Here is a 13134-nt window from a genome sequence, read left to right as displayed (position 1 = left end):
TCTCCCGCCCCCGCCCCGGAGGTTGCCGTGCCCGGTACACAGTCCGTCGCCGTCCCCACCGCCGGGGCCCGTCTGATCCGTGCCGACAGGGGGTGGTGGTTCCTGGGCGCGGGCGGATACGCCCTGATGCGGCCCGGCCAGGTGGAGCCGGACGGCACCCTGCGGCCCTCGGCCGAACGCTATCTGCGGGAGGCGGGGCTGTACGACATACAGCCCTACACCTCGTACTCGCTGACCGTGCTGACGAGCACGGACTGCAACCTCGGCTGTGGCTACTGCTTCCAGAACACCGCGCAGGACCCGAAGGGCGGCAGCCGGCCGCCGCGGATACGTCACGCCCGCCTGACCCCCGAAGCCGTGGGGCAGGTGCTGGACTTCACCCGCGAGCGCATGGCCGCGGCGGGTATGGACCGGCTGTCGCTGCTGCTGTTCGGCGGCGAGCCGCTGCTCAACCCGCGGGGCTGCCGCGACCTGCTCACCAGGGCCGGGAAGCTGGGCGCCCTCACCGCGTCGATGACGTCCAACGGCACGCTGCTCACACCGCTGATCGCCAAGGAGCTCAACGCGGCGGGCCTCGGCTCCGTACAGGTGACCTTCGACGGCGACCGGCCCGACCACGACGCCATCCGGGTACGGCGCTCCGGGGGCGGCACCTTCGACGTCATCGTCTCCAACATCGCGCGCGCCATCGAGAAGACCTCCCTGCGCTGGATGCTGCGGGTCAACGTCTCGCACCTGAACCGGCACGGCGTGGACGAACTGGTCGAACGGCTCGGCACCCACCTCGATCCGGCCCGCTGCGGCATCCACTTCGCACGCGTCGGCGACGTCGGCGTCGGCTACGCGAACAACCTGCAGCACGAGAACGGCCTCGTCGACGACTTCGTCCGCTGGCACGCCCGCGCCCTGGAACTCGGCTTCACGGTGGCCCGTCCGCGCGCCCATGTCCCCTGCCAGGCCTGCTCCTTCACCGACGGCCGCTACGGTGCGGTCGTCAACGCCGACGGCGTCCTCGCCAGCTGCTGGGAGACCGCGGGCAAGCCGGGCATGGAGGTCGGCACCATCGCCGACGGCTATCTCGGCGCCGAACAGACGGAAGGCCGCTGGGTCAGCTGTCACGACCACTACCAGTACGACGAGGAGGCGGCTGTCCGCGCCGTCTTCCAGGACCGGGTCGACGCCGGCGTCCTGGACTGCCTGGACGCCGTCGGACGGCTGGGATGAAGGGCGCCGGCATCCTGCGCACCAACCCCGACTTCCGCCGCTTCTGGCTCAGTTCGACGCTGTCCACCCTCGGATCCCAGCTGTCGCTGCTCGCCTTCCCGCTGCTCGTACTGTCCATCGGCGGCAGCGCCGCACAGGCCGGCACGGTCGCCACCTGCTCGCTGGTGACCCGGACGCTGCTGCGCCTGCCGGCGGGCCATCTCGCCGACCGGCTCGACCGGCGGATGATCATGGTCGGGGCCGATCTGGTACGGCTCGTGGCGCTGGCCAGCATTCCGCTGGTCTCGGCACTGGGAGACCTCGGACAGGCGCATCTGCTCGCGGTGGCCGTGGTCGAGGGCGCGGCCACCGCGCTCTTCGCACCGGCCGCCATGATCGCTGTGCGCGACGTGGTGCCGGAGAAGGATCTCACCGACGCACTGAGCCGCAGTCAGGCCGCCATGGCGTCGAGTTCGCTCATCGGCCCCTTCCTCGGCGGCTGGCTGTTCACGCTGGACCCGATCCTGCCGTTCGCCGCCGACGCCCTCTCCTACGGGCTGTCCGCCGTGCTGCTGCTGCGGATCACCGCCCGGCCTCCCCAGGAGATCGCGGAGAGCGAGCGCGACAACCGGCTCACGGCCGGGCTGCGGTGGCTGACGCGCCAGCGGGCGCTGCTGGCCGCACTGCTCTTCGCCGCGGGCATCAACATCGTCTCGGCGGCGGCACAGACGACCATGGTCGTCTCCCTGCGGCAGAGCGGCGCCGGCGGGACGGCGATCGGTGCGGTGATGGCCTGCGCGGGCGTCGGGGCGATGCTGGGCGCCGCCTCGGCGCCATGGCTGATCAAGAGGATCCCGGCCGCCCGGCTGTTCCTGCTCATCGGCGCGGTCTGGGCGATCGGCCTCGCCGTCTTCTCCGGTACCACGCACCCCTGGACGATCGGCCCCGTGCTGGTCGTCGTCGTCTTCTTCAGTCCGCCGGCGGGCATCGTCGTCGGCCGCGCGATGCTGGTGCTCGCACCCCGCGACCTGCTCGGCAGGGTCAGCACGGCGACCGGGCTCCTCATGGCCGGTCTCGCTTCCCTCGGACCGCTCCTGGCGGGCTCCTTCGTGGATTCCCTGGGTGCGAGCCGCACCTGGCTGGCCCTGGCCGGAACCGCGGCGGTGGTCACGGTGGTGTCGTCGGTGCCGCTGCTGTGCGAGACCAGCCTGGACGCCGTGGCGGACGACGCGAAGAACGCCGAACCCGCCGGTCGGCCCCCCGCCCTCAAGGATCTTCCGGCTCCCACCGGCCCCAAGCCTCCCGCCGGCCTCAAGGCTCCCGCCGGCGCCCCGGACTCCGCGGACCCCGTCGGCGCCGGCCTTGCCGACCGGCCGGCGGTCGAGGCGCACGGGGACCCGGCCGCTCCGAGCGGTCCGGGACCGGAACCCGGGCCCGTGGACCCGGTTGCCTCGCCTCCCGTTCCCGTCCACCGCCCGCCCACCGGCGCGGCCTGAGCCCCGTCGCTCGTCCGCAGGTGCGCGACAGGGGTGACTGAGCTCCCTCGCCCCTCCGCCCGCCCACCGGGGGCGCCCGAGGTGCCTCCTCCCGTGACCGACGTGATCCGTTCTCCCTGGAGCGCCGCGATGACCCAGTCCCCGCCCCGCGACGCCAGGCCGGCGCGCGCCCGGTACCCCTACCCGCCCGCCCCTCGCAGCGGACCGGAGGAGGTCGTCCACGGACTGCGGGTGGCCGACCCCTACCGCTGGCTGGAGGATCCGCGGGACCCCGCAACCGCCGAGTGGTGCGCCGCCCAGGAACTGCTCTACGCGGACGAGCAGGCACGCTGGCCGGCCCGGGACGAGCTGCTCGTGCGGATGACCGCCCTGCTCGCCGGCGGTGGCGCCCGGCCGCCGGTGGTGCGCGGCGGACGGGAGTTCCAGCTGCGCAGGGAACCGGGGCGCGACCTCGCCGCGCTGACCGTCCGCGAGGCCGGCCGGACCCGGATCCTGCTCGACCCGCTGGACGCCGACCCCTCAGGTACGACGCTGCTTGACGCCTGGGAGCCGTCATGGGAGGGCGACCTGGTGGCCGTCCAGCTGTCCTCGGGCGGTACGGAACACTCGGTGCTGCGGGTGCTCGACACGGCGACGGGCGAGACGGTCGACGGGCCCGTGGACCGGGTCCGCCGTTCCCCCGTGGCATGGCTGCCGGGCGGCCGGGCCTTCTACTACGTGCGCCGGCTGCCGTCGGAGCACGCCGCCGGCGGGGCGGGACCCCGTCGCCGCGTGTATCTGCACCAGGTCGGTGCGCCGCCGGACCAGGACGCGGAGATCTTCGGGGCCGGGCGGTCGGCGACCCAGTACTACACCGTGGCCACCGCCCCCGACGGCCGAATCCTGGTCGTCGGCGCCAGCGAGGGCACCTCACCGCGCACCGACCTGTGGACCGCCGACCTGACCAGGACCGGTCCCGACCGGCCCGACCTGCGCCGCCTTCAGCACGGCGTCGACGCCCACACCGCCGTCCGCCTCAGGCCGGGCGGAGGACCGCTGCTGGTGAGGACGACCGCCGGTGCCCCGCGCGGCCGGATCGCCGCAGCCGCGCGCGATGCCACGGACCCCGGCCACTGGCGCACCCTGGTCGCCGAGCAACCCGGCACCGTACTGCAGGACTTCGCGGTCCTGGACGGCCCCGCACTGCACCGGCCGCTGCTGGTGGTCGTCCGGACCCGGCACGCGGTCGGAGAGATGACCCTGCACGACGCCCGGACCGGAGCCCGGACCGGAACCGTACCCCTGCCCGGACGGGGCACGGTGACCCGCCTGACCACACGTCAGGAACCCGGCTGCGACGTGTGGTTCGCGTACACCGACCACGTCACACCCTCCGTCGTCCTGCACTACGACGCCGTCACCGGACGCCTGAGCCCCTGGACGGGCGGCTCCCCAGTGGCGGCCCCCGCCGAGGGCGTGCGCGTCACCCAGGAGGTCGTGCGCTCCGGCGACGGCACCGAGGTGCGCATGTTCGTCATGTCCCCCACGGGCCGCCCCGACAGACCCCGCCCCGCCGTCCTCACCGGTTACGGCGGCTTCGGCGCCTCGATGACCCCCGGCTTCACCCCGCAGGCCGTGCCCTGGGTGCGTGCGGGCGGGGTGTACGCGGTGGCCTGTGTGCGCGGCGGGGGCGAGGAGGGTGAGCAGTGGCACCGGGCCGGGCGCCGCGAGCACAAGCACAACACCTTCGACGACTTCGACGCCGCGGCGGACCAGCTGCTCCGTGACGGATGGGCCGCACCCGGCCGGCTCGGCGTCCTCGGCAGCTCCAACGGCGGCCTGCTGGCCGCCGCCGCGCTGACCCGCCGGCCGGAGACCTACGCGGCCGTCGTGTGCGCGGCGCCCCTGCTCGACATGGTGCGCTACGAGCTGTCGGGGATGGGGGCGAGCTGGCGCGACGAGTACGGCAGCGCGGCGGACCCCGCTCAGTTCGCGCGGCTGCTCTCGTACTCGCCCTACCACCGGGTGCGCGAGGGCGCGCGCTACCCGGCCGTGCTGCTGGCCGTCTTCGACGGCGACACCCGGGTCGACCCCGCGCACGCCCGGAAGATGTGCGCCGCCCTGCAGTGGGCCGGTACGGGTGACGGGCCGGTCGTGCTGCGCACCGAGCGCGGCGTCGGCCACGGCGCGCGCGGTGCCTCGCGCAGCGCCCGCCTCTACGCGGACGTCATGGCCTTCCTCGCCCACCACCTGGGCCTGCCTCTGCCGGGGGACGGCTGACATGAAGGTGCTCCTGTGCCCGCTGAACGACCCGGGCTACCTGTACCCGGCCCTCGCGGTGGGCCGCGAACTGCGCCGCCGCGCCCACACGGTGCACGTCCTGGCCGGGCCGCCGGCCGCTCCGGCGGTCACCGAGGCAGGCTTGGAGGTATCGGCCGTCGCGGACGCCACCGCGCTGTCGGTGGCCCACTGGACGGTCCGCGGCCCCGAGCAGTACACCGTGGTGTCGCGGGCGGTCCGGCGGCTGCGGCCCGACGTCCTGGTCACCTCCGTGCTCTGCCACGGCGCGCTCGTGGCCGCCGAGGCCGCCGGCCTGCCGGTGGTGGTCCTCGGACTGGCGGCACATCTCTGGCCCTACCGCGGTGACGCCGGCCCGGCGGACGCGCACGGCCGCGAGTGGCGGCTGACGGAGACCCTGAAGCACTACGCGGCGGTACGAGAGGCGGCCGGCCTCGCCCCACGCCGCGACCGGTCCCCGGACACCCCGCTGTTCGGCGCCGCCTTCCTGCTGCGCGGTCACCCCGTCATGGAGGCGCCCGGCGGCGAACTGCCCCCCGCCGTACGGCATGTCGGTCCCTGCTGGTGGGAGCCGGAACCCCTGGTGGCCGAACCGCTGCCGGATTCCAAGCCCCTGGCGTACGTGCATCTCGGCCGGACCTTCGGAGGCGCCGCCCTCTGGCCGCGCCTCAACGCGGCCTTCACCTCGGGCACGCACCGGGCCGTCGTGGAACTGGGACGGTCGGGCGCCCCCGAGGCCGCCGCGGACGCCGACCTGATCGTCGGCCGACGCCCCTGGATGGGACCCCTCGTCGACCGGGCCGACCTCGTCGTGACCAATGCGACGTCCGCCCCCGTGCTCGCCGCCCTCCTGCGCGGCAAGCCGCTGCTCGTGGCCCCCAACGGGTCGGAGCAGCAGGTCCTCGCCGCCGGCTGCCTGCGCGCCGGCGTCGCCCGCAGACTGCCGGAGCCCGGAGCTCCCGCCGCGGACCTGCGTGCCGCGGTCGCGGAAACCGCCCGCGACACCGAACTGCGTGCGCGCGCGGAGGAGATCGGCGGTCTGCTCGCCGACGGCAAGAGCGAGACCCGCGCCGCCGACGCCGTGGAATCGGCGGCCCGCTGACCCGGTCCCCGTCCCCGGCGCGCGGATCCGCCCCCTGTCCGAAGGCCGCGAGGCGGCACCCGGGCCGCGAGGCGGCACCCGGGGCGTGAGGCCGGAGGCCTCCCGAAGGCTGTGGTGCTGTCCTTCGGGTGGGGAGCCGGGTGCTGTTCGAAGGGCTGCGGCGCCGTCCTTCGAGTGAGGAGCCGGGGGTGTCCGAAGGCGCGTTGTTGTCCTTCGGGTGGGGAGTTGGGGCTGTTCGAAGGTGCGGTGCCGCCTCCCGGGTGGGGAGCCGGGGGCTGTCCGAGAGTGCGGCAGCCCCCGGGTGCTTACCCCTCGTGCGGCGCCTGCGGCTGCACTCCGTCGAGCAGTACGTCCCGAAGCGAGGCCAGCAACTCCAGGCCCCGCGCGCGGACGGCCGACGGGGTCTCCTCGTGGCGCCGGTCGGCTATGACCGCGAGAGCCGCCGCGGCCTGACGGGCGAAGAGTGCGAGAAGATCGAGTTCGGAGAGGCTGGAGCGGGACTGCTCGGCGGGGTCGAGCACTTCGAGGACGCCGAGCACCCGGTCGCGATGGGCGAGCGGCGCCGCCATCAGCGCGTCCGGCACGTACCCCGTCGACTTCGCGACGTCCCTGGCGAACATGCCCTGTTTCCGCAGGTCGTCCGCGATCATGGGCTCGCCCGAGACGAGCACCCAGCCCGCCAGGCCCCGGTCGGCGGGGAACCGCGAGCCCACCAGGGACCCTTCGCCCTCCCCGGCCACGGCCTGGAAGACCAGCTCGTCGGTGCCCTGGTCGTGCAGCAGGACGGAGCTGGCCGCGGCGCCGAAGATGGCCCGCGCTGTCTCGACGACGGACTGCAGCAGATCGTGCTCCGCGCTGCCGACGCGTGTCGCGGGGCCCACGCCTGCGGCGGGGACGAGGCCGGGGGACTGGCTCATGATTCACCTCGGGTTCCTGGTTCGCCGATGCGCACGTTCGCGGCGGAGAGGTAGAGCGCGTGTTTGATCTGAAACGGTGTCAGCTTCGGGTGGGTGCCGAGCAGGCGTGCGCACATCCCGCTGATGAAGGGGGTGGCGAAGCTGTTGCCCGTGGTACGGATGGTTCTGCCGCCCGTCCAGGCCACCTGCACGTTCTGGCCCGGTGCGAAGAACTCCACGGGTGGTGCGGGGTTGTAGAGGAAGAGCCCGGAGTCGTCCTCGCGGTGCGTACCGACCGAGATGACCGACGAGAACCGCCAGGGGAAGCTCTCCACCGGTGTGTTGTGGGCGGACGCCACCAGCGTGGTGCCGGAGAAGAACGCCTGGTCGGCAAGGGACCGCAGGGTCTCCAGAAACTTCGGACGGGTCGTGGACAGACTGAGGTTGATCACGTCGAAACCCTGCTCGACGGCCCACCGCAACCCGGTGAGCAGGGCTTCACCGCTGCCGGTGAAGCCCTCGCCCAGCACCCGCACGCTGTACAGCTCGCAGTCCGGTGCCACGCGCCGGACGATGCCGGCGCACGCCGTCCCGTGCCCGCAGCCGTCGCCGGCGCCGTCGGGCAGCGCGCCACTGTCGACGACGCGCAGGGTTCCGTCGGGGGCGGGCGCCACCTCGTAGGAGCCCTGGACCGTACCGACCGACGGGTGGCCGCACTCCACCCCGGTGTCGACCACGCACACACGCACCCCGCCGCCGTCCGACCACGCCGAGGGATCGGCGGGCAGCGCCGGCACCGTGTCGGCGAGCATCGTCAGGTCCTCGGGAGAGCGGTCACGCAGGCTCCAGGTGAGCCCTCCCGCCGTTCCTGTGGTCATACGGTCCTGCCTTCCCGTCCGGCCGGGCGGTCCGCGCCCCGGACCGTGGCCGTCTTCTCGTCGGCGAACAGGGACGCGCGGTCCATGCCCAGCCGGTGCCCCTTGGCGGCGAAGTGCCGCAGCGCGGTGCGCGCCTCTCGCGCCGCGTCCGCGGGCAGACCGAGCGCGCGCAGCGTGTGAGCGAGGTCGAGGGCCGCGGTGCCCCGGACGACCGGGGAGTCCGTGTCACCCGCCGCGGCCACGGCCCGGCCCGCGCAGGCACGTGCGGCGTCCGGTTCCCCGGCGAGTGCCAGGGCACGGGCCCGCAGCCCGTACGCGTCGGCGGACTCGGCCGGAGGCAGGCCGGCCAGCCGGGGGTCCGGCAGAGCCAGCGCCTCCGCCGGCTCCCCGCGGTCCAGCAGGATCCGCGCCCGCTCGCGGGCGATGCCGGGCAGGGCACCCGTGGCGCCGAGTGCGCGGCCCGCGTCGGCGGCCTCCGCCAGCAGGGCGAGACTTCGGGTCGGCGTACCCGTCAGGGCCTCGACCTCCGCGGCGAACAGCGGGACGAACAGCGCGCTCTCGGCGTAGCCGAGGCCGCGGGCGAGGCGCGCGGCCTCGGCCAGCCGCTCGTGCGCCTCGTCGTGCCGGCCCTGCAGGGCCAGGAGCACAGCCAGCGGGCAGCCGAGGGTGGCCCGGACGGTCGGCCGGCCGGCGCCGTGGACCGTCAGCAGTTCCTCGCAGCGCGCGACGGCACTCGCGACAGGGGTGGGGCCGCGCCACAGGGAGATACCGACCGCACCGAGCGCCAACGCCCGTTCGGGTTCGGCGTCGGCGCGGTCGGCGTGGTCCAGGGCCCGGTGGAGCAGCGCCTCGGCCTCGGCGTGCAGTCCGCGCCGCTGACGGTCCTGGGCGATACGGACACAGGCACGGGCGATGCCCTGGTCGTCGCCCGTCTCCGTGAACAGCGCGAGCGCGGCCTCGGCCACGTCGGCCGCGGCCCCGTGCCGGGGGTCGAGCGCGGTCAGCGCGAGCCGGGCGTGGGCGGCGCCCAGCGGATCACCGGCCCGGTCCGCCGTGTCGAGCGCGTCCGCCAGCAGTTCCCGGCCGCGCTCCGGCTCGCCGCGGGCGACCTTCGTCTCGCCGAGCCGCCTGGCGGCCTCGCCGGCGACGGGCTTGCCGGGAGCGGCCAGGGCCAGGGCCTGGGTGAGGAGATCGTCGGCCCACGGCAGGTCGGAGCGGGCCAGGGCGGCTGCTCCGGCCCGGGTGAGCAGCCCGGCGGCGCGAGCACGCAGCGCGTCGGTGTCGCCGTCGTGGATGCCCAGTTCGGTGAGCAGACGGTGGGCGCGGGCCAGATGGGAGCCGACAGCCGCATCGCCCGCGTCGTGTCGGACGAGGACCCGGGCGGCGTGCTCGTGACGCCGGGCCCGTACCTTCTTGGCCATCCCGCGGTACGCGGTCTCCTGCACCAGGGCGCTGCCGAACCTGAGCACGGAACTCGTGGACAGGGTGCGGCCACCGGCCTCGATGAGCCGCCGTCGCACGAGGCCGCGCAGCAGACCGCCGGGGGACCGCGTGGGGTCGGCGGGCTCGTCGGCGGTGGCCAGTTCGGTCAGGTCGGCGCGGTGGAACTCCCGACCCAGGACGGCGGCCACCTGCAACAGCGTCCGCTCCTCGGGCGGCAGCGCGTCGATGCGGGCGCCGAGCAGGGCGTGCACGGTGAGAGGCAGGTCGTCGCACTCGGCCGCCATGGCCGTCAGATGCTCCAGGTACAGCGGATTGCCCTCGGCGCGGTCGAGTACGCCCTCCAGCACGCCCTGCCGGTGGGCCGCCACCTCGACGAGCCCGTCGGCGAGGGCGGCGGCCTCCGCCCGGGTGAGCGGCGTGAGCAGCAGCGACGCGGACCGCATCCGGCCGCTGCCCCAGCCGGGGTGGGTTTCCAGCAGCTCCGGACGCGCGACGCACACCACGGCCACGGGGCAGCGGTCGAGTTCGTCCAGCAACCGGTCCGCCATGTCGAGCAGCGGCCCGGACGCCCAGTGACAGTCGTCCAGCACCAGAACCACGGGTCGCTCGCGGGACAGCCCGTCCAGCAGGCAGGCCAGTGCCATGAGGGTGTCGTCCGCCGAGGGGCTGGGCGTGCCGTCCGCGAGCAGGCCGGCCCGCAGCAGGCGCAGCGCCTGCTCGGCCTCCGTCCGCTCGTGGTCCGGCAGCGCGGAGAGGGCGGAGTCCCCGCCGACGGCCGAGAGCACCTGGCGTACCGCTTCGGCGAGCGGAGAGAGCGAGCCGGTCTCGCCGTAGGGCCGGCACCGGCCCTCGCCGTACACCGGGCAGTCCCGCAGCCACTCGCGCAGCAGGCGCGTCTTGCCGAGACCCGCCTCGCCGTAGACGGTCACCAGGTGCGAACGCGGATCCGTCCCCAACTTGCGCAGCAGCAGGTGGAGTTCGGCCAGTTCCTGCGCACGGCCGATGAAGGGGGTGTCGAATCGGCGGACCCGCTCCGGGTCGTCCTCGTGCAGGGCGACCAGGCGGTGGGCCGGGACGGGAACGCCGACTCCCTTGAGGGACAGCGACCCGGCGGGTTCGGTGACCGCGGAGGGACCGGCGGCGCGCAGCGTGGCGGGGCCGATCAGGATGTCCCCCGCGCCGGCGTGCTGTTCGAGACGAGCGCCGATGTTGACGACCTCGCCCGAGACCAGAGCCTGCCGGGCGGCGGGATCGACGCACACCACCACCTCACCGGTGTTCACACCGATGCGGACGGCGAGCCGCACGCCGTGCTCCCGCTCCAGCTCGGCGTTGAGTCCGTCGAGGCCGGTGACCATTCCACGCGCGGCGGCCAACGCCCGGCGGGCGTCGTCCTCGTGGCGCACGGGCACCCCGAAGACCGCCATCACGGCGTCGCCGATGAACTTCTCCACCGTGCCGCCGTGTTCCTCGATCCGCGTCCGCATCAGCGCGAAGTACCGGAGTGTCACCGTGCGCAGTGTCTCCGGGTCGAGCCGCCCGGACAGGGCCGTCGACCCGACGAGGTCGCAGAAGAGCACGGTCACCACCCGGCGCTCCTCGGCCGTGGCGGAGTCGCCCGCGGCCACGCACGCGGTTCCGCACCGGGGGCAGAACGCCGCGCCGTCCGGCGGGGGTTCAGGACACCGGGGGCACTTCACGCGCGCGGTACCGGTCATCAGAACAGCGCTCCGCCGGCGATCTCGCTGTGCGCCTGCACCTCCGGCTCGGCCGCGTCCAGCCGCTCCTTCAGGCCCAGCAGCAGGGTCAGCTCCTCCGCGCTGAGGTCCTGGAGCACCTCGCGCTGCTCGGGGGAGAGGCTGTGCAGCGGGAACCCGGCGTCCTCCAGCGCGCGGAGGCGGTCGCGATCGGGTGCGGGGTCATTCATGGGGGCTCTCCCATTCGGTCGGTGCCGCGGCGATGCGGTCGAACAGTTCGGCGAGGGAGCCGACCGTGTGCAGCGCGCTGACGGCGACCAGGGAACGCTGCGCGGCGTCCAGGGGCAGCCGGTCGATCAGCCGGTCCAGGTCCGCGCTGTGTCCGTCGTCGAGGTCCGCGTGCAGGCGTACGGTCTCGAAGGCGGCCTGCGGCAGCCCGGTCTCACGTGCCAGCCGGCCGGCCAGGCCCGGCGCGGGTGCGTTGCCCTCCAGTACCGCGATGTAGCCGAGCAGGGCCACCGGATGGCTGTGTTCGAGCCAGTAGTACTGCGCCCCCACCAGCGCGGCCACATGGGCCGGCGGCACGGCGTGGGTCAGCTCGCCCGGCTCCGTCCCGGTCGCCGCCGCGTCGGCGAGCAGCCAGTCGTCGTGGCCCCGTTCCTCCTCGGCGTGCGCCCGCAGGTACCGCGCGAGAGGCGGCGCCACCTGGTCCTGCGGCAGCGCCTCGCACCGTGCGGCGGCCCGCTCCATCAGCGGTACGGAGGCGCGGATCACCTGGTGCATGACGCACAGGTAGCGCCGGTAGCGGCCGGGGAGCCCGGAGCCGGAGCGCCACATGCGGGCGGTGGCGGCCCACAGCACGGGCTGCACGAGGGACAGTTCGAGTCGCAGGCTCGCGACGGCCGACGGGCTCACCCGGGAACCTCCTCGTCCCCGGCACCGCCGAGCAGCACGAGCGGTGCGTACCGCTCACTTCCGTACCGTCGCAGCAGCGAGGCGGCCCCCGCGTCGTGCTGGAGCCGGGCGCCGAGCACGTCCATCGCGCCGGCCGCGGGGCGCGAACCGGACCGTTCGGCCGCGTCCAGAGCCGCGGGCCGCCCGGCCAGGCCACGGCAGTCCGTACACGATCCGACTCCGGCGGTACGGATGGTGCGCAGCACGGGTGACGCCTGGCAGCGGCGCCGTATCGCGGCCCAGTCGTCCTCCGCGATGTGCCCCAGACGCAGGTGCTCCGGAACCGGCCGGGCGTCCACCACACGCTGGTTGCAGCAGGCCGCGACGGTGCCGTCGAAGGCCACCACCGGCCAGGCCGCCATCGCGCACGGGGCCGGGGGCGCCTCGAAGAGACCTTCGTCCACTGCGCCCCGGAGCGGGACCGTGCGCGCGGCCGCCCAGCCCGCCGCCCGTCCCACCGGCCGGACGTGATTGACCAGTACGGCTGCCTGGTCCCGGAATTCGGTGCGAATGGACGTGGTGATGTCCGCGAGATAGGAATCGTCCGCCGCGGTGCCCGCCACGTGGAAACTCACGTCGATTCCGCTTTCCCTGATGCGGTGCATCGCACGAAAGACCGCCGAGCGCGGTACCTCACGTTCGTGGAACACGTCGACGCTCGCCGAGAAATGGGTGACGTCCCGCAGGGCGCGCATGATGCGGGCGGGCACCCGGCCGTCGGCCGCGAAGAACATGCCGCTGAGTACCGATGTCCGCGTTCCGGCCGCCGCGGCGAGTGCCGCGAGGTCCGCCACGAGCGCGGGCCGCAGCAGCGGCTCACCGCCCGTGAGCATGAGGACCTCCGGACGGTGTTCGGAGGTGAAGCCACCGACGAAGCGGCGCAGCGCCTCGGCCGGAGTGTCCTCGCCGCGGGGCCCCGACGAGGTGGAGCAGTGGGCACAGCTCAGCGGGCAGCGCCTGGTGAGGGTGGCGAGGAGTCCGGCTGCCGGTACCGGACGTAGCGCGATGATCTCCGCCAGTCGCATCTCGTCACCTCCGTCGGTCACCGGGATGTGCGGCCTCAGCGTGATGGGCGCCGGTTCGGTGGTGGTTGGCGGGCGGTTCGGGGCCGGTACGCGGCGCAGGGCTGACCGGCCGTGGGACGGAAGGGAGCGCGGCGCGCCGATTCGCGGCGGTTTGTATGCTTCT

The 13134-nt window shown here is 74.5% G+C and carries 10 protein-coding genes; 4 read left to right on the top strand and 6 right to left on the bottom strand.

Annotation, left to right across the window (positions count from 1 at the left end; all coding sequences use genetic code 11):
• Positions 1–27: 27 nt before the first annotated feature.
• From OG622_RS07095 to OG622_RS07080, 4 genes are all read left to right on the top strand, one after another.
• A complete protein-coding gene (locus OG622_RS07095; protein ID WP_371574156.1) occupies positions 28–1224 on the top strand; it encodes a radical SAM protein in 1197 nt (398 codons plus the stop codon).
• The gene (locus OG622_RS07090) at positions 1221–2699 is read left to right on the top strand and encodes an MFS transporter (protein ID WP_371574155.1); all 1479 of its coding nucleotides are present in this window, start codon (positions 1221–1223) and stop codon (positions 2697–2699) included. The genes OG622_RS07095 and OG622_RS07090 overlap by 4 nt, the downstream gene beginning before the upstream one ends.
• A 93-nt stretch (positions 2700–2792) precedes the next feature.
• On the top strand, positions 2793–4958 hold the full coding sequence (locus OG622_RS07085) for a prolyl oligopeptidase family protein (RefSeq protein ID WP_371574154.1): 2166 nt from the start codon (positions 2793–2795) through the stop codon (positions 4956–4958).
• 1 nt (position 4959) lies between these two features.
• Complete coding sequence (locus OG622_RS07080; RefSeq protein ID WP_371574153.1) at positions 4960–6078, top strand: glycosyltransferase; 1119 nt, start codon at positions 4960–4962, stop codon at positions 6076–6078.
• 305 nt (positions 6079–6383) lie between these two features.
• Here OG622_RS07080 and OG622_RS07075 read toward each other — a convergent pair whose 3' ends face one another.
• The 6 genes from OG622_RS07075 to OG622_RS07050 all read right to left on the bottom strand — a co-directional run bounded on the left by OG622_RS07075 (position 6384) and on the right by OG622_RS07050 (position 12971).
• Entirely contained in the window at positions 6384–6995 is a 612-nt protein-coding gene (locus OG622_RS07075; RefSeq protein ID WP_371574152.1) for a GAF domain-containing protein, read from the bottom strand.
• Positions 6992–7852: a S8 family serine peptidase gene (locus tag OG622_RS07070; protein WP_371574151.1), complete on the bottom strand. Its 861-nt coding sequence runs from the start codon at positions 7850–7852 to the stop codon at positions 6992–6994. The genes OG622_RS07075 and OG622_RS07070 overlap by 4 nt, the downstream gene beginning before the upstream one ends.
• Positions 7849–10923: an AAA family ATPase gene (locus OG622_RS07065; RefSeq protein ID WP_371574150.1), complete on the bottom strand. Its 3075-nt coding sequence runs from the start codon at positions 10921–10923 to the stop codon at positions 7849–7851. Before OG622_RS07065 ends, OG622_RS07070 begins: the two co-directional genes overlap by 4 nt.
• An 89-nt stretch (positions 10924–11012) precedes the next feature.
• Complete coding sequence (locus OG622_RS07060) at positions 11013–11222, bottom strand: aroma-sacti cluster domain-containing protein (protein WP_371574149.1); 210 nt, start codon at positions 11220–11222, stop codon at positions 11013–11015.
• A complete protein-coding gene (locus OG622_RS07055) occupies positions 11215–11907 on the bottom strand; it encodes an iron-containing redox enzyme family protein (protein ID WP_371574148.1) in 693 nt (230 codons plus the stop codon). Before OG622_RS07055 ends, OG622_RS07060 begins: the two co-directional genes overlap by 8 nt.
• Positions 11904–12971, bottom strand: coding sequence for a radical SAM protein (locus tag OG622_RS07050; RefSeq protein ID WP_371574147.1), 1068 nt, complete (start codon positions 12969–12971; stop codon positions 11904–11906). The genes OG622_RS07055 and OG622_RS07050 overlap by 4 nt, the downstream gene beginning before the upstream one ends.
• Between the last annotated feature and the right edge of the window lie 163 nt (positions 12972–13134).

It is taken from the genome of Streptomyces sp. NBC_01314 (assembly GCF_041435215.1).
Taxonomy (GTDB): Bacteria; Actinomycetota; Actinomycetes; order Streptomycetales; family Streptomycetaceae; genus Streptomyces.
This window is presented reverse-complemented; position numbering and strand designations above follow the sequence as displayed.